The 16,793-nt window shown below is 40.2% G+C and carries 13 protein-coding genes; 9 read left to right on the top strand and 4 right to left on the bottom strand.

Translation table 11 applies throughout. From position 1 onward, the window contains the following. Window positions 1-82 precede the first annotated feature (82 nt). The 5 genes from FJR09_RS20330 to FJR09_RS20310 all read left to right on the top strand — a co-directional run bounded on the left by FJR09_RS20330 (window position 83) and on the right by FJR09_RS20310 (window position 5,143). Entirely contained in the window at window positions 83-289 is a 207-nt protein-coding gene (locus FJR09_RS20330) for a glycogen debranching protein (RefSeq protein WP_168651771.1), read from the top strand. A gap of 144 nt (window positions 290-433) precedes the next feature. Next, a complete protein-coding gene (locus FJR09_RS20325; protein WP_015080482.1) occupies window positions 434-1,120 on the top strand; it encodes a uracil-DNA glycosylase family protein in 687 nt (228 codons plus the stop codon). A gap of 192 nt (window positions 1,121-1,312) precedes the next feature. Further along, entirely contained in the window at window positions 1,313-2,170 is an 858-nt protein-coding gene (locus FJR09_RS20320) for a Tab2/Atab2 family RNA-binding protein (protein WP_371260343.1), read from the top strand. 132 nt (window positions 2,171-2,302) lie between these two features. Next, entirely contained in the window at window positions 2,303-3,616 is a 1,314-nt protein-coding gene (locus FJR09_RS20315) for a TldD/PmbA family protein (protein ID WP_015080480.1), read from the top strand. A gap of 102 nt (window positions 3,617-3,718) precedes the next feature. Then, window positions 3,719-5,143 (top strand): serine/threonine-protein kinase, encoded by a 1,425-nt coding sequence (locus FJR09_RS20310; protein ID WP_168652914.1) that lies wholly within the window; start codon window positions 3,719-3,721, stop codon window positions 5,141-5,143. 412 nt (window positions 5,144-5,555) lie between these two features. Here FJR09_RS20310 and FJR09_RS20305 read toward each other — a convergent pair whose 3' ends face one another. Both FJR09_RS20305 and FJR09_RS20300 read right to left on the bottom strand, forming a co-directional pair. Further along, window positions 5,556-5,819: a type II toxin-antitoxin system RelE/ParE family toxin gene (locus tag FJR09_RS20305; protein ID WP_168652913.1), complete on the bottom strand. Its 264-nt coding sequence runs from the start codon at window positions 5,817-5,819 to the stop codon at window positions 5,556-5,558. Continuing rightward, complete coding sequence (locus FJR09_RS20300; protein WP_168652912.1) at window positions 5,816-6,046, bottom strand: hypothetical protein; 231 nt, start codon at window positions 6,044-6,046, stop codon at window positions 5,816-5,818. Before FJR09_RS20300 ends, FJR09_RS20305 begins: the two co-directional genes overlap by 4 nt. Window positions 6,047-6,450: 404 nt before the next feature. On the opposite strand from FJR09_RS20300, the gene FJR09_RS20295 reads away from it, so the two are divergent. Then, window positions 6,451-9,060, top strand: a complete 2,610-nt coding sequence (locus FJR09_RS20295) for a chloride channel protein (protein WP_168652911.1) — start codon at window positions 6,451-6,453, stop codon at window positions 9,058-9,060. A gap of 77 nt (window positions 9,061-9,137) precedes the next feature. On the opposite strand, the gene typA is transcribed toward FJR09_RS20295, so the two are convergent. Then, window positions 9,138-10,928 carry a translational GTPase TypA gene (gene typA, locus FJR09_RS20290; RefSeq protein ID WP_168652910.1) on the bottom strand — a complete coding sequence of 597 codons (1,791 nt, stop codon included), beginning with the start codon at window positions 10,926-10,928 and terminating at the stop codon, window positions 9,138-9,140. A 284-nt stretch (window positions 10,929-11,212) separates the two neighbouring features. Here typA and FJR09_RS25535 point away from each other — a divergent pair, with 284 nt between their 5' ends. Beyond that, window positions 11,213-12,505: a serine/threonine-protein kinase gene (locus FJR09_RS25535; RefSeq protein WP_254433170.1), complete on the top strand. Its 1,293-nt coding sequence runs from the start codon at window positions 11,213-11,215 to the stop codon at window positions 12,503-12,505. Between the two features lie 106 nt (window positions 12,506-12,611). Next, window positions 12,612-13,184 carry an HD domain-containing protein gene (locus FJR09_RS20280; RefSeq protein ID WP_015080473.1) on the top strand — a complete coding sequence of 191 codons (573 nt, stop codon included), beginning with the start codon at window positions 12,612-12,614 and terminating at the stop codon, window positions 13,182-13,184. A 142-nt stretch (window positions 13,185-13,326) separates the two neighbouring features. On the opposite strand, the gene FJR09_RS20275 is transcribed toward FJR09_RS20280, so the two are convergent. After that, window positions 13,327-14,343, bottom strand: a complete 1,017-nt coding sequence (locus FJR09_RS20275; protein ID WP_015080472.1) for a ribose-phosphate pyrophosphokinase — start codon at window positions 14,341-14,343, stop codon at window positions 13,327-13,329. 545 nt (window positions 14,344-14,888) lie between these two features. Here FJR09_RS20275 and FJR09_RS20270 point away from each other — a divergent pair. Further along, window positions 14,889-16,571 carry a serine/threonine-protein kinase gene (locus FJR09_RS20270; RefSeq protein ID WP_015080471.1) on the top strand — a complete coding sequence of 561 codons (1,683 nt, stop codon included), beginning with the start codon at window positions 14,889-14,891 and terminating at the stop codon, window positions 16,569-16,571. Window positions 16,572-16,793: the final 222 nt, after the last annotated feature.

The raw sequence follows: 16,793 nt of genomic DNA, 5'->3' as shown, positions 1-16,793 counted from the left end.
TAACTATTTTTGTACATAAATTCAACAAACATTATAAAATTAAAGATGGCGGTTTTAACACGATATTTTCAAAGTATAAACTATGAATATTTGGGTAAATGAACAAATTGATCCTTCTGGGCTGATTCACGCCTGTATTGCCTGTTGTGATGAATCTCAGGCTAAAGATTGTCATGAGTCGTTTAAGACTAATCTCACCAACTCTCAAAAGGCAGAGGGCTGGATTGCCAAATTAAGGATAGTTAAATCTTGGGATGATGTGCCAGTTAATGCTTTAAAACTTGATTAATTAGAGTGTGCTGTCTGGAAAAAAGGGCGATACTTGTGAGGAGGTAGACAAAGCCCCAATCTAATTCTGTCTCTATTAATTGATAGGATGGGTGGTAATATTTGCGTTAATATTCTGGAGTTTCCAGTTACCATTCTAAATTCCATGCAGCATGAAACTCAACTTAGTTTATTTGATAACTCTAGCTTAAACCAAAAAGAGCTAATTACTACCAGTAATAAAATTCCCATTCCGCCGGGAACTTATGACAATGTAGAGGAATTGACAAAACATTGCAATGGCTGTCAGCGTTGTGCATTAAGTGAAAACCGGACTCATGCTGTGGTCGGACGTGGTAATCTCCAAGCGGAAATTATGATTATTGGGGAAGCACCGGGAAAAAATGAGGATGAAACAGGTTTACCATTTGTAGGTAGATCAGGACAATTACTAGAAAGTATCTTAGCTTCAGTAAATTTAAGTACAGAAACAGATATATATATTGCCAATATTTGCAAGTGTAGACCACCGGAAAACCGTGTACCAACTAATGAAGAAGCTGCTGCTTGTAAACCATATTTATTTGAGCAGATTCGCCTAGTTGACCCCAAAATTATCTTATTAACAGGTGCAACTTCTGTGAAAGGTGTCATTGGTGACAAACGCCCGATTACTAAAATTCGCGGTCAATGGTTAGAGTGGGAAGGGCGTTTATGTATGCCTATTTTTCATCCCTCTTACTTGTTGCGTAACCCTTCACGGGAACAAGGAAAGCCTAAATGGTTAATGTGGCAAGATATACAGGTGGTTCGGGCTAAGTTTGATGAATTCAAAAATCAGGATCAAAATTAAGTAGGTTGGCGTTAAAAATTGTCGTTATGACTAGGGAACAGGGAACAGGGAATAGGGAATAATTTTCCCAATTACCAATTACCAATTACCAATGACCAATTACCAATGCTCCTGTAAGTTGGTAAAGTTAGGAAATTACAAAATATCAAGTCATCAGATTTTTACCACTAAAACATGGGCAGCCAGAGAAAAATGTATTGGGAACTCGATTTTTACTCCCGTCCGATTTTGGACGAAAATCAGAAAAAAGTATGGGAAATGTTAGTGTGTGAAAGTCCTGTAGATATTGGTACACAAACGGATTCTCTGTTTCGCTATGCTAAATATTGCCCAAGTACCCAGGTAAATTCGGGTTGGCTACGGACAGCAATCCAGGAAGCGATAGAAGAAGCCGGTGCTTCCCCCACCAAAATCCGCTTTTTCCGCCGCCAAATGAATAACATGATTACAAAATCCTGTGAAGATGTGGGAGTACCCGCTGTACCAAGTCGGCGGACTTTGGTTCTTAATCAGTGGATACAGCAGCGCATGAAGGAAGTCTACCCCCAAGAACCGGGATATCAGGGAGTAGCCAATCCTTCTGTGCGTTTGGATAAGCCCTTACCTCAACGTTTACCAGATGCTTTAGAAGGAAAACAATGGGCTTTTGTGACATTAGAGGCTAGTGATTTGGCTCAAATGCCGGATTGGGAAATTGGCTTTGGTGAAGCTTTTCCCCTAGAGTTGGCGGAATTACGCCCAGAAACTCGGATTCCGGGAATTTTGATTTTCTCACCCAGGGCTTTACCCATAGCAGGTTGGATGTCTGGTTTAGAAATGGCTTATTTGCACTTTGACACTAAGCAAGGAAATCGCCTGATTTTAGAAACGGGGGCTACGGAAAGTTGGGTTGTGGCTAATATTCGCACTCCCGAACTTTTAGCAGAAGCACAGGGCTTTACTGTAGCTAAGGAACAGGCTAATGGGGTGCATTTTATTGGTGTCCAGTCTGATCCTCAATCTCAAGATTTTGCGGGATTTTGGCTATTACAAGAAATCAATTTGCCCTAATTTGTCAGTGGTCTGTTGTCAGTGGTCAGTTGTCCATTATTTGGAATTTGGTAAGTTGATGACACGCTAATGGGATAATAGACTGCGACGATTAAGCGATTTATATCCAAAATCCATAATTCATAAAGGGACATGGGTTCTGAAAATTTGTTACAAGATACACTGGCTCAACAACTGCTAGAACTTGCCCTCAAGTCTGGTGCTGAGGCTGCGGAAGTGTATCAATCACGATCGCTTTCTCGACCAGTTTTTTTTGAAGCCAACCGTCTCAAACAACTAGAAACCAGTCAAGCTGAGGGGACAGCCCTGCGGCTATGGCGGGATGGTTGTCCCGGTTTGGCGGTGGCTTATGGCGATGTTGATCCCCAAGCTATGGTGGAAAAATCTTTGGCACTGAGTCAATTAAATCCACCAGAAATAGTAGAATTAGGGACTCATGCTGGGACATCCTATCCCGATTTAGGCACATCTGTATCCGTAGAAATGTTGATTAAATGGGGCAAGGAGGCGATCGCCCTAATTCGTGATGTCTATCCAGATATTCTTTGTCATAGTGACTGGGAATGCGATATAGAAAACACCAAACTCATTAACAGCAAGGGTTTAAATTCTCACCACACTGACACTACTCTTAGCTGCTATATGTCAGCAGAATGGGTCAGAGGTGATGATTTTCTCAGTGTTGCTGATGGTCAAACCCAACGCGATCAACTCAATCCAGAGAAAGTAGCCAATCAAATTTTACAGCGATTAAATTGGGCTAAAGATAACATTCCTAGTCCCAGTGGTCGCTGTCCTGTATTGTTCACTTCTAAAGCAGCAGATATGCTGTGGGGAACTGTGCAATCAGCTTTGAATGGTAAGCACATCTTGGAAAAAGCTTCTCCCTGGGCTGATAGATTGGGTAAACCAGTTATTGCCCCCACCCTTACCCTGTACCAAAATCCAGCAGCAGGACCTTATAGCTGTCCCTTTGATGATGAAGGTCAACCTACCCAGTCATTAGTATTTATCGAAAATGGGATTTTACGGAATTTTTATAGCGATCGCACTACTGGACGACAATTAAACAGTGGTAGCACTGGTAATGGTTTTCGTCCCGGTTTAGGTAGTTATCCCACACCAGGGCTATTTAACTTCCTAATTCAACCTGGTGATCTTTCCCTCTTAGACTTAATTAGCAAGATGGATGATGGCTTAATTATCGATCAAATGCTAGGTAGTTGTAGCGGACTATCAGGTGATTTTTCCATCAATGTGGATTTGGGATATCGGGTCAAAAATAGTCAAATAATTGGCAGGGTAAAAGATACGATGGTGGCAGGGAATGTCTACACAGCCCTGAAACAAGTGGTGCAACTAGGTGGAGATGCGGATTGGAATGGTTCTTGTTATACACCATCTCTGATAGTAGAAGGACTATCCATTACTGGGAAAAATAGTTAATATTATAACATCCCAGATCCCCGACTTCTTCAAGAAGTCGGGGATCTAACACAACGCAATGATATAATTAGATTCATCTCCACCGTATCTACTATCAAGGGTATGATTATTTGGCAACCAGGGCAACAAATTAATAACGGTAGATTTATCATTCAAGGTAAACCTTTGGGTAGCGGTGGTTTTGGGACTACCTACAAAGCCTTAGAACCTAGCACGGGTAAATTATACGCCATTAAAACTCTCAATCAGCAAATGCAATTGCAAGAGGACTTTGCAGAACAACAGGTTAAGTTTATTAACGAAGCCTTGACAATTAAAGGTTTTGATCATAAGCATATTCTCAAAGTCCATGAAGTCATTCAAGCAGGTGAGCTTTTTGGCGTGGTGATGGAATATATTGATGGAGTAACTTTATTTCAATATCTTCGACAAAAGGGACAACTTGCCGAAAGCGAAGCACTATTATATATAGATCAAATTGGTCAGGCTTTAGAATATATTCACGCCAAAGGCAGTTTACACAGAGATATTAAACCTGCGAATATTCTTTTACGCCAAAATAAACAAGAAGCGGTTTTAATTGATTTTGGTTTAACTCGCAGTATTGCTACTAAAAGTATGACAGCTTCTTTAACAGAAGGTTATGCACCTATTGAACAATATCGTCGCAAAGGGAGTTTTGGACCCCATACCGATGTTTATGCTTTAGCTGCTACTTTATATTATCTGCTGACGGCTGACGGACTCAACAAAGAGGGTGAATTTAGTCCCGTACCCGCACAAAACCGGAAATATGATGATGAACCTTTACTCGCACCAAAACATTATAATTCTCGCATTAGTCAGAGGGTGAATGATGCTATTTTGCAGGGTATGGAAATAGAACCGGAAAAACGGACTCCGACGGTGTTGGAGTTTCGGGAAAATTTGGGTTTAGTTGTTCAAGCTGTGACACCAGCTATTTCTACACCTCAACCACAACCAGAAAATTCTTCCTCTTTTTTATCTAAGATAAAGGAAATTTTCATTCCTCAAAGTTCCACACCTCAACCAAATAACCAAGAGGTACAATTAAAATCAGATGTAGGAATGGACTACAGCACATTGCGTGATTTACTCAAAGCAGGGAAATGGAAGGAAGCAGACGAGGAAACAGAAAGAGTAATGTTAGCAGTTGCGAAACGGGAAAAGGTAGGTTGGTTAGATGATAAAAGTATTGATAATTTTCCCTGTGCAGACCTCCGCACCATTGACCAGTTGTGGGTAAAATACAGTGGTGGTAAGTTTGGTTTTTCTGTGCAGAAACGAATTTATCAAGGTTTTGGTGGAACGAGAGAATATAACCAAGAAATCTGGGAGAAGTTCGGGGACAAGGTAGGATGGAGAAAAGGAGGAAGCAGCTGGAACGCTTTTTGGTTGTACTACAGTGATATTACTTTTGACAAGAAAGCACCAGAAGGCCACCTACCAGGACACCCGTTAGTTAGCGTGCGGGTGGTGGGTCTTCTCTCGCGTCGAGACTTGTAGATCGTAATATTTAAGGGTTACAGAAAATTATTAAGTCTGAATCAGGATGTCCAGGATTTAAGGATTTACAGGATGGTAATTTATAGATGGTTTGTTTGGTGATGAAAATTGCATTTGTCTGAATCAGGATAACCAGGATTAAAGGATTAACAGGATAGTAATTTATAGATGGTTTAAATTATTCAAAAACAATCATTCAAAAACATCCTGAAAAATCCCCAAGTTCCAAAAAACAATCATCCAACAACATCCTGTAAATCCTCAAATCCTGGAAATCCTGATATGGCTAACGCCACGCTACGCTATCAGACAAAAAAAATCATCAACTCCCCACCAAAAATCATTCAATAAAATCCTCTACATCCTCAAATCCTGGAAATGCTGATTCTGACAGTTAAAATTATGATTCAAACTATGAGAAAAAACTCTCATAATCATCATGACTACCAACCCAGAACCATGTAATTGTATCACCATCTAAAACCCCAATTGCTCGATAATTACGGGTTATTCTCACAGACCAAATATTTTCCTGGTTATTTATACATTTAAAATGCAAAGATGGATAAAAAGGATTTTCTCTCCATAACCGATAAGCTTTTCTCGCACTCTGTCTAACTTGCTTATCAAGAGACTTATATTCATCCCAAAAAGAAGCAAGAGTTGCGGACTTCATAACTTATCATAATCCATTGCTTTAGCTAATCCTTCTGCAATCTCTTTTTTAGCACGTTGAGCAGATGCAATTAATTTTTGTTGAGTCTTCTTAAATGAATTATCCCATTTTAATTCATCTTGCAAATCTTCTAAATATTCTCTCAAATGTTCTGCAACTCTGTCTTGTACATCTTCAGATAAAGATTCCATCATTTTGATTACAGTAGTAATTGCTGGAGATGACATAATAGAATATCCTTGGCAACTTTATCTTTACTGAAAAACTAACTCAATCAATATCATGAATCATTATAACCCACATTCCACAAATGGCATCTTGACTTTATCCTGTAAATTCTCAAATCCTGGACATCCTGATATGGCTTGCGCCACGCTTCGCTATCAGCCAAAAATACTTTTGGAAAAGCAAACCCCTATATATATGGGCGCACAGATTTCCACTATATTTAAACTATAACTGAAACTTGGAAACTTGTCAATAGTATTTTTTAATAATTTTACTGTCTTTTCTTATTCAAGCTTATCAGTAAAAATACTTAATAAGCGAAATAAGATACCCATCTAAAAAACTCAAGAAAGAGTTAGTTTTAAATTAAAATTTAAAGATTAAAAATTTAAACTTAAAAATTATGATTTCCCTGACAATGCTAACTCAGTATTTTCGGAACTTTTGGCAACCTAGAAAGGGTTTAGCTATTGCAGAAGCATCTATAATTGGGATAGTAGCCGCTTTATCTGCGGTATTACTCAAACAAGGTTCAGGCTGGTTGGGGACATGGCGAGTGCATACAACTCACATTTTCCCAGCCTGGATATCTCTACCATTTATTGGTCTAAGTTTGGGGTTTCTTTCTGGTTGGTTAGTGCAGCGATTAGCACCAGAAGCGGCTGGTAGTGGCATTCCCCAAGTTAAAGCTGCTTTGGCAAATGTGCCAATTAAACTATCATGGAGAGTAGCTTTTGTCAAGTTAATCAGTTCGATAATCGCCTTGGGTTCGGGGTTAACCTTGGGAAGACAGGGACCCACAGTTCAAGTTGGTGCGGGGTTAGCAGCGGGAATGAGTCGCTTAGTTCCTACCTCTCCAGATCATCGCCGACAGATGATTGCAGCGGGGGCTGGGGCTGGTTTAGCAGCGGCTTTTAATGCACCTCTAGCCGGGGTATTATTTATTATTGAAGAGTTATTACAAGATCTATCAGGTTTAACTTTAGGAACGGCAATTATTGCTGCTTTTATTGGTGGTGTAATTTCCCGGTGGTTGGGTGGTGGGAGTCTGCAATTAGACTTAAAACTAATTGACTATTCTAGCAGTTTTTCTTTATTAGAAATTCCGGCTTTATTAATTTTAGGAATTTTAGCGGGTTTATTAGCAGCTTTATTTAATCGGGGATTAATTTTCAGTATTCAAGCTTATCGCCGTTTACATATTAGTTTACCTTTACGAGTGGCTTTAGCTGGTTTGGCTTCTGGTTTGATTATGTCCTTACTACCAGAAACCTTTCGGGATAATACAGGTTTGCGGGAGTTTATGATTGCTAGTGAACCGAATATACCTTTAGCGGGAATTGTCTTTATTGCCCAATTTATTTTAACCTTAATTGCCTTTGGTTCGGGCGCACCAGGAGGATTATTTGCACCAAGTTTAATTTTAGGTTCTTGTTTAGGACATATTATTGGCGTATGTGAATTGCAAGTATTTGGATTTGGTTCACCGACTACCTACGCATTAGCCGGAATGGGGGGATTTTTTAGCGCGGTTTCCAAAGTTCCGATAACGGCGATTGTCATTGTTTTTGAAATGACGACAGATTTCAATTTAGTATTACCTTTAATGGTGGTATGTGTGACATCTTATCTGGTGGCTGAGAAGGTTGTTCCGGGTTCACTGTATGAAAAACTGCTCACATTAAATGGTATCATTATTAAAAAAGATAGCCCCACAGAGGGAATATTAACTCAATTAACTGCTAAGGATGTAATGCAGCCCTCCGTGGAAACCCTAGAAGCAGAAATGACAGGAGATGAAGTTATTAAAGCCTTTTCCCGTTCCCATCATCGCGGCTTTCCTGTGGTAGAAAATAATAAATTAGTAGGATTAGTTTCCCAGACAGATTTACAGAAAATCCGTAATCATCTCTCACCCCATGAGACTCTTTTAAGAGAGATTATGACACCCAAACCGGTGACAGTCACACCAGCAGATAGATTAAGTCATGTTCTCTATTTATTAAATAGATATCAAATTAGTCGCTTACCTGTGGTAGATGGACAAAAATTAATTGGGATTATTACCCGTGCAGATATTATCCGTACGGAAGCAAATCATTTGAATGGTGAAACCGGGGTGACAGGTCCCCAAGCTGAACCTTCCTATCTAGTATACCAAACTCGATCGCCTAGTATTGGGAGAGGGAGATTATTAGTTACCATTGCTAACCCGGAAACCGCCCCCGCATTACTAGAAATGGCTGCTGCGATCGCCCGCGATCGCCATTATGAAATAGAATGTTTACAAATCATCTTAGTATCCCGTCATGTTTCTCCAGCGGAAACCCCAGTTAACACCGCTAAAAGTCGCCGCTTACTCCGACAAGCCGAAGGTTTGGCCAAAAAACTGCACATTCCCATTCATACCCAAATTCGTGTCGCCCATGATATCGCCCAAGCTATTTTAGAAACTACTAAGGAACGATATATAGACTTAATTTTCATGGGTTGGAAGGGAAATACATCTACCCCTGGCAGGATTTTTGGCAGCGTAGTAGATACTATAATTCGTCAAGCAAACTGTGATGTTGTCTTGGTCAAATTAGGCAATAATTTCCATTCCTACCAGCAATTTAAACGCTGGTTAATACCAATGGCTGGAGGACCAAATGCACCTATTGCCATTAAATTATTACCTGCTTTAGTAACTTTGGAAAACGACATAGAAATCCGCTTAACTCAGGTAGTTAAACCTGGGGAAGTTGCACCAGATATGACGGTTTTAGAGGAATCTACTCGCCAATTCATGCGTCACCGCGATTTACAAAGTAATGTTGTCGCTGCATCTTTGCAAGCTGAATCTGTTACCGCTGGAGTCATTGAATTAGTCAAAACTGAAGATTTCGACGTTGTAGTTTTGGGTGCTTCTCGTGAGGGATTATTACAACAAGCAATTCAAGGTAATATTCCCGAAGCAATCGCATCTGGTGTTGATAGTACCGTAATTTTAGTCAGAAGTGCAATTTCTTAACTATGATTTGTGTGATTTACCTGATTTATATGAGTTTATAAATTTAATCAGGGTGGGAAAACCCACCCCTACAGATATTAACGTTTCACCAATTTCTTGGACATCTTCCGAAGACGAATAGATTCAGGTGTAACTTCCACCAATTCATCTTGAGCAATGTATTCCAAAGCTCTTTCCAAATTCATGTCTATGGGTGTTTGTAACTGAGTAAGTTCTTCACCACCAGATGAACGGTGGTTGGTTAACTGCTTCGTTTTACAAACGTTCAATTCCAAATCTTGGGGACGATTATGTTCACCAATAATCATCCCTTTGTAAACCTTAGTTCCTTCACTGATAAAGAATGCGCCTCTATCTTCACAGTTTTTCATCGCGTAGGAAGTAGAAACACCTTCTTCAAAGGAGATGAGAACGCCTTTGTTCCGGGCTTCAATATCACCACAAAGGGGACGATAATCAAGGAAACTGTGGTTCATGATGCCTTCACCGCGAGTCATTCGCATGAATTCACCTCGGAAACCGATTAAACCACGGGCTGCTACGATAAACTCTAGTTGGGTGCGATCGCCACCACCAGGCTGCATATCTTGCATTTCCGCTTTCCGTTGTCCTAAGCGTTCAATACAGCTACCAACTGCATCCGCGGGAACGTCTAAAGCTAGAAGTTCAAAAGGTTCGCAATTTTGACCGTTAACTGTACGGTAAATTACTTGAGGTTGAGATACTTGGAACTCAAAACCCTCACGGCGCATGGTTTCGATTAAGATACCTAGGTGTAATTCACCACGACCAGAAACCAGGAATTTATCGGGAGAGTCGGTGTCTTCAACGCGCAAAGCTACGTTGGTTTCTAATTCGCGGTATAAGCGATCGCGGATTTGGCGAGATGTTACCAATTTACCTTCTTGGCCAGCAAAAGGTGAATCATTCACCCAGAAGGTCATTTGTAACGTTGGTTCATCCACCTTAATTAATGGTAGAGCCAGAGGTTCATTAGGATCTGTAATAGTTTCACCAATATAAGCATCAGCAAAACCAGCTACAGCCACAATATAACCTGCGGTAGCTTCTTGCATCTCTATCCGTTTTAAACCTTCAAACCCCATCAACTTGGTAACTTTGCCCTTGACAATGCTGCCATCTTCTACTACCAAAGCAGCTTGTTGTCCAGCGCGGATAGTTCCATTGTGGATTTTACCAATGACAATCCGGCCTAAATATTCTGAATAATCTAGGGTGGTAACTTGCAATTGTAGAGGCTTGTTAGGATCTCCCACAGGTGCGGGGACGTGACGGAGAATGGCATTAAATAGCGGCTGCATATCTACTGATTCTGCTTCTAAGCTTTCTTTAGCGAAACCAGCCATACCGGAAGCAAACAAATATTTAAAGTCACACTGGTCTTCATCTGCACCTAATTCTAAGAACAGATCCAAGACCTTATCAACAGCAATGTGGGGGTCAGCTTGTCCCCGGTCAATCTTGTTAATAACGACGATAGGACGGAGACCTTTTTCCAAAGCTTTTTTCAAGACAAAGCGGGTTTGGGGCATTGGTCCTTCATTGGCATCAACAATCAGAATACAACCGTCTACCATGCCGAGTACCCGTTCTACTTCTCCGCCGAAGTCAGCGTGTCCAGGGGTATCAACAATATTAATCAGGGTGTCTTTGTAGCGAACCGCTGTATTTTTAGAAAGAATTGTAATGCCTCGTTCCCTTTCCAAATCATTGGAGTCCATGACACAATCCGGAACGTCTTCGCCTTCGCGGAAAATGCCGGACTGTTTGAGGAGAGCGTCAACCAGGGTGGTTTTACCGTGGTCAACGTGGGCGATAATGGCGACGTTACGAATTGGGAGCGTCATAGATGATTTGGGTAAACTTTAAGGTTTTTAGATTAAGAGGCTTATTTTTGGTCGTTTTAACAGAAGTGGAGATTATCTACCACATCTGTAACGAACCTTGTAATGATTCTAGCGTAATTGTCACAAATATTGTTATTTTGATAATAAATATTAAGAGCATTTTTAAGATATAGGGTACTTGCTTCAATAAAGCTAACTCGCGTATACCCCTAAACGACGTGAAATTAGCACTTAAAACTAAAATTGTGCCAAAATGAACTTATAAATCTATAAATTTACAGGTTATGGCTTGGTTATCAGGACAGGAATTACAAAATGGTAAATATACCATAGAAAAAGAATTAGGTGAAGGTGGTTTTGGGATCACTTATCGCGCTAGAGATAATCAGGGAAATTTCGTTGTTATCAAAACTCTAAATGATGCAATCCAAAAACGTGCTGATTTTGCTAAATTTCAACAAGACTTTCTCAACGAAGCCATTAAATTAGCTAAATGTAGTCATCCTCATATTGTCCAAATTTACGAAGTCATTCATGAAAATGATCTTTGGTGTATGGTGATGGAATATATTGATGGGGAAGATTTAGGAACTATAGTAGAAAATCAAGGTATTTTATCTGAAACTGAAGCATTACGCTATATTCAGCAAATTGGATCAGCATTAACTGTAGTTCATGATAATGGCTTATTACATCGAGATATTAAACCACAAAATATCATGTTGCGTTCTGGTAAATCAGAAGCAGTGTTAATTGATTTTGGGATTGCGCGAGAGTTTTCCCAGAATTTAACTCAAACACATACGCAAATGTTAGCTGATGGTTTTGCACCAATTGAACAATATGATAAAAAAGCAAAACGGGGAGCATTTACAGATGTTTATGCTTTAGCTGCAACTTTGTATTCTGTGTTAACTGGAGAATTACCAACTATATCACCAATGAGAGCAATTGGTACAGAATTAGAAGAAGCAAAAAAGATAAATTCTAGTATTAGCGATAAAGTAAATCAGGCGATAATTAAAGGAATGGAATTAAAGCCAGAAAATCGTTCTCAGTCAATAAATGAGTGGTTATCTCTTTTGAATATCCAAAAAACCAGCAATAATACTATTCTTTCCGCCACACAAATTATTGAAGATAAGATTATTCATGAGTTTAAAACTCATGTTGATTATAAAAGTTCTACAGCAGGATTGCTAATTCATCATAAAGAAAGTAGCTCAGACCTCGCATTGCATTATCATATAACTATCTCTGATACCCACGCCTTTAACTTTGGTGGAAATGGATTTGCTGTATTCCGAATTCCGACAGTATCATATAGCGTAGAATCAGTGACATTATTGCCGAAAAAAGAAGTCCTTGATAGATGTTTAATTGCTTATGAATTATTCAAAACTTGGGATTATGGTTTATTGGGTTGGAACTGTGAACACTTTGCTAGATTAGTCACAACAGGAGAAGCAATTAGTTATCAAGTAAAAGAGTCAATATTAGCATTTTTAAATAATAATGGTTATCATCCATTAGCAAAAGAAATGATGGATAAAGCTTGTCGAACTGCAAAATACTAATTTAGTTAAAAACACTAACCTCTTTCTTTCTCTTCCTTCTCTTTCTCTTCCTTCGTGTCCTTCGCTCCTTCGTGGTTCATTTCCTCTTAACATCATCCAACTAAAAATGCTATCAGAAAGATTTACCCAAGCGCTTACCTACGCCCATGAACTCCACGCCACGCAAAAACGCAAAGCTGGGGATATTCCCTATATTACCCATTTACTAGGAGTAGCCAGTATAGCCTTAGAATATGGTGCAAACGAAGATGAAGCGATCGCTGCCTTACTACATGATGCCATAGAAGACCAAGGTGGAGCAGCCACCAGAGCAGAAATTCGCCGGCGGTTTGGGGATCATGTCACTGCTATAGTTGATGGTTGTACAGACGCAGACACCACACCCAAACCCCCTTGGAAACCCCGGAAAGAAGCCTATATTGCCCATATTGCCACCGCTTCCCCAGAAGTATTGCTAGTTTCTGCTGCTGACAAACTCCATAATGTCCGCTCAATTCTCAAAGATTATCGCATGATTGGTGATGCAGTTTGGGAACGGTTTCAAGGTGGCAAAGAAGGGACACTTTGGTATTATCGTTCTCTAGCAGATGCTTTCCAAAAACATCAAATTACGCCCTTAGTGGCAGAATTAGAAAGAGTAGTGTCCGAATTAGAAATATTAGCTGCATACAAAAAATGAAGAACGAAAACTTTCATCCTTCATTATTTACAGCATATTGCAGGTTACAGGAGGTACAAAGTTATCATGCTTTTACTCCTTCTTTCTTCTTTCTTCTTCCTGACTCCTTTTTTCTTCCTTTGGGAAGATAGTTATTTGTTGATTAACGGAATAAACTACTGAGTGAACTATCTTCGTGAATCCGCCAAATTGCTTCTCCCAGCAGATTAGCGACTGAAAGCGTCACTAATTGGGGAAACTGATTAGCCTCTGGGATGGGAATAGTATTAGTGACTATAACCTCCTCAAACACCCCACTTGATAACCTTTCAATAGCCGGTGGTGAAAACACAGCATGAGTAGCACAGGCATATACCTGACTAGCTCCTTCTTGACGCAGTAAATTAGCCCCCGCCGCAATCGTACCGCCAGTATCAATCATGTCATCCACCAATATGGCAATTTTGCCTCTCACATCACCAATCACATTTAAGACTTCGGCCACATTATGAGCCTGACGACGTTTGTCAATAATTGCTAGAGGTGCATCATTCAATTTTTTCGCAAATGCCCTAGCCCGTGCGACCCCACCCACATCAGGGGAAACAACCACAATATCCTGTAATCCTTTACTAATGAGATAATCGAGGATAACTGGTGAACCATATACATGATCAAAGGGGATATCGAAATAACCCTGAATTTGAGCTGCGTGCAAATCCATTGCTAGAACTCGGTTAGCACCTGCTTGGGTAATCAAGTTAGCGACTAATTTAGCAGTGATAGATTCTCTCCCTGCTGTTTTTCTATCAGCACGAGCATAACCATAGTAAGGAATTACTGCTGTAATCTGGCGTGCAGATGCTCGACGACAGGCATCAATCATAATTAGTAATTCCATCAAATGATCATTGACGGGTTGACAACTGGGCTGGATTAAATAGACATCACAACCCCGAATAGATTCTTGGATTTGAACATAAAGTTCTCCGTCCGCAAATCTTTTGCGAATCATTGGTCCCAAGTCCATACCTAGATAACGAGCGACTTCTTGCGACAGCGCTATATTGGCAGAACCGGAAAAAAGCCGCAGACGATTATTGTCAGGTAGTCCCGTTGCTATTGACTGGACTGGTAAAGTGGCAGAACTTAGCACAGCAGATCCTCGAAGTGCATTCATAGAAATATCATCAGAGATTGAGCAAATTTAGCCAAAATGGATTAAACAAATAATATTGATCTTCAAGTTAACCCTGGGGGTGTTAGAAAACCGACGATTAAATAGCAGCGAAAGTGCAAACAATTATTCTATGATACTTATTACCAATTAACGACCTCGTGAATTGAAGATTAAATATTTATGTTATGAATCAAAAAGAACCTAGCAAAATTATCTATACCTTGAACTTCCATATTTATATATTTCCCGGAAAGCTGACGGCTGAATGCCTACCATTAAAGATCAACTTTGACATTGCTGTGGATGCCAATTGATTTATTTATCCCGGATTATACCTGCTACTATATTGGACAAGTCCTGACTAAAGTCCGAATGTCAGAATAGAATAATGCCAGACTTGTTTCTAGTATACACTTCCTTGTGGGCGGGGTAACTGAGGAAAATTACGGAAGCCACAATTGAGACACTTTGAGTCATGTTGTGGACAGGCGATAGTTTTGTTAAGTTCTAGCTCTGTTGTTATTATTATATTCAATCAATAGACCATGCAATCACCGATTACAGTTGGTACTATCCTACAAAATCGTTACCACATAATTCACATTATTGGACAGGGGGGATTTGGTAGAACCTATCTAGCAGAAGACCAAAGACGCTTTAATGAACTTTGTGTGCTTAAAGAGTTAATTGCCCCAAGCACGGGAACATCCGGTGGAGAAAAGGCACAAGAGTTATTTGAACGAGAGGCTGCTATCTTGTATCAAATTGAGCATCCACAAATTCCCAAATTTCGGGAAAAATTTGCCCAAAACGAAAAGTTATTTTTAGTGCAAGATTTTGTCGTTGGCAAGACTTACCGGAATTTGCTCAGAGAACGCCAAGATGTTGGCACAACTTTTACTGAAGCAGAGGTATTGCATTTATTACGCACTTTGTTGCCTGTTCTTAGTTATATTCACGGTCAGGGAATTATTCATCGGGATATCTCCCCAGAGAATATGATTTTACGGGAAAGTGATTCCCTGCCTGTATTAATTGACTTTGGAGTAGTCAAGGAGTTAGTCACAAAATTACAATCCTCAGTCCCCACATCAGTAACTACTGTAGGTAAATTGGGTTATGCGCCTAGTGAGCAAATGCAAACGGGTAGGGCATATCCTAGTAGTGATTTGTATGCGTTGGCTGTGACGACGATAGTTTTGTTGACGGGGAAAGAACCCGCAGATTTATTTGATGAGCAGGAACTAATATGGAATTGGCAACAGTGGGCAACAGTAAAACCGGAATTCGCTCAAATTTTGCAGCGAATGTTGAGTTATCTGCCGGGGGAACGGTATCAAAGTGCCGCTGATGTTACTCAGGCACTGCTTAACTTAGGTTATAGTAGCCAACCTGCTGCTAATTTATCTCATCTACAAACTATCGCTATCGGGCATCGTCCTGAGCCGATATCAAAAACATCGGAAAAGCCGCAACCTTCAGTTAATTCTGGACAAAGTAGCTCTATTTTGGATAATGCTTGGGCGTTGGCAGGAATTGGCGGTGTTGTGATTATTTTAGCAGGGTTTGGTTCTTGGACTTTGGTGAATTCACTGAAAAATCAGTCTCGTCCAGCAACAGAAACAATCACAACCCCACAATCATTTCCTTCTCCAGTTATTCCTAGTGGGACATTATTAACACCAACACCAACTCCAACACCCACAGTAACTAATAGTGAACCTGTGATTAATCGTCAACGGCTGAGATTAGACAAATCTAACAAGGCGACAATTGACGGAACACTGAGGGAAAATGAATTGGTTGAATATAGTTTACAAGGTAAGGTTGGGGAAAAATTAACTGTATCTGTAAATGAAAACAGTGGGATTGTACTGACGATTTTAACTGCTAATGGTGAAATCATTAATACTCAAGATCAACAATCTACTTCTTATGAAGGAATATTAGCTAATGATGGGAGATATATTATTCGATTAGGTTTGTCTGGGGGTGTTTCGGAGGTTAATTATAGTTTGAATGTAGCTTTAGAAGCACCAATGCCAACGGAAACGCCAACTCCCACAGAAACGCCAACCCCCACAGAAACGCCAACTCCTACAGAAACGCCAACCCCCACAGAAACGCCAACTCCTACGACTTCCCCTACTCCCACAGAAACGCCAACTCCCACAGAAACACCAACTCCTACAGAAACGTCAACTCCAGGGTTTAATGGGACAAATTAACGTTTTAACGTTAAATTATAAGAGACTAGGCTGAAAACCCTTGAAGTTGAGTTTTGGAGCGTAGTGGTCAGTGAGCAGTTCGGCAAGCTCACTGTAACACTTGTCGAACTGCGGAAAAACTCAACTGTCCTTTAGGCAAGGGATGAAAGCCAGATAGAGGCTTCAGCCTCCACTGAAAGTTTTTCCTGTTGACAAGATTATACTTTGTGAGTTAGCATAGCT

Source organism: Dolichospermum sp. UHCC 0406 (assembly GCF_009712025.1).
Taxonomy (GTDB): domain Bacteria; phylum Cyanobacteriota; class Cyanobacteriia; order Cyanobacteriales; family Nostocaceae; genus Dolichospermum; species Dolichospermum lemmermannii.
This window is presented reverse-complemented; position numbering and strand designations above follow the sequence as displayed.

Excerpts from the sequence above, each read along its gene's own strand:
- FJR09_RS20295 (WP_168652911.1), top strand. The coding sequence starts at position 6,451 with ATGATTTCCCTGACAATGCTAACTCAGTATTTTCGGAACTTTTGGCAA.
- typA (WP_168652910.1), bottom strand. The coding sequence starts at position 10,928 with ATGACGCTCCCAATTCGTAACGTCGCCATTATCGCCCACGTTGACCAC.
- FJR09_RS20280 (WP_015080473.1), top strand. The coding sequence starts at position 12,612 with ATGCTATCAGAAAGATTTACCCAAGCGCTTACCTACGCCCATGAACTC.
- FJR09_RS25535 (WP_254433170.1), top strand. The coding sequence starts at position 11,213 with ATGGCTTGGTTATCAGGACAGGAATTACAAAATGGTAAATATACCATA.
- FJR09_RS20305 (WP_168652913.1), bottom strand. The coding sequence starts at position 5,819 with ATGAAGTCCGCAACTCTTGCTTCTTTTTGGGATGAATATAAGTCTCTT.
- FJR09_RS20320 (WP_371260343.1), top strand. The coding sequence starts at position 1,313 with ATGTATTGGGAACTCGATTTTTACTCCCGTCCGATTTTGGACGAAAAT.
- FJR09_RS20330 (WP_168651771.1), top strand. The coding sequence starts at position 83 with ATGAATATTTGGGTAAATGAACAAATTGATCCTTCTGGGCTGATTCAC.
- FJR09_RS20315 (WP_015080480.1), top strand. The coding sequence starts at position 2,303 with ATGGGTTCTGAAAATTTGTTACAAGATACACTGGCTCAACAACTGCTA.
- FJR09_RS20270 (WP_015080471.1), top strand. The coding sequence starts at position 14,889 with ATGCAATCACCGATTACAGTTGGTACTATCCTACAAAATCGTTACCAC.
- FJR09_RS20310 (WP_168652914.1), top strand. The coding sequence starts at position 3,719 with ATGATTATTTGGCAACCAGGGCAACAAATTAATAACGGTAGATTTATC.
- FJR09_RS20275 (WP_015080472.1), bottom strand. The coding sequence starts at position 14,343 with ATGAATGCACTTCGAGGATCTGCTGTGCTAAGTTCTGCCACTTTACCA.
- FJR09_RS20300 (WP_168652912.1), bottom strand. The coding sequence starts at position 6,046 with ATGTCATCTCCAGCAATTACTACTGTAATCAAAATGATGGAATCTTTA.
- FJR09_RS20325 (WP_015080482.1), top strand. The coding sequence starts at position 434 with ATGCAGCATGAAACTCAACTTAGTTTATTTGATAACTCTAGCTTAAAC.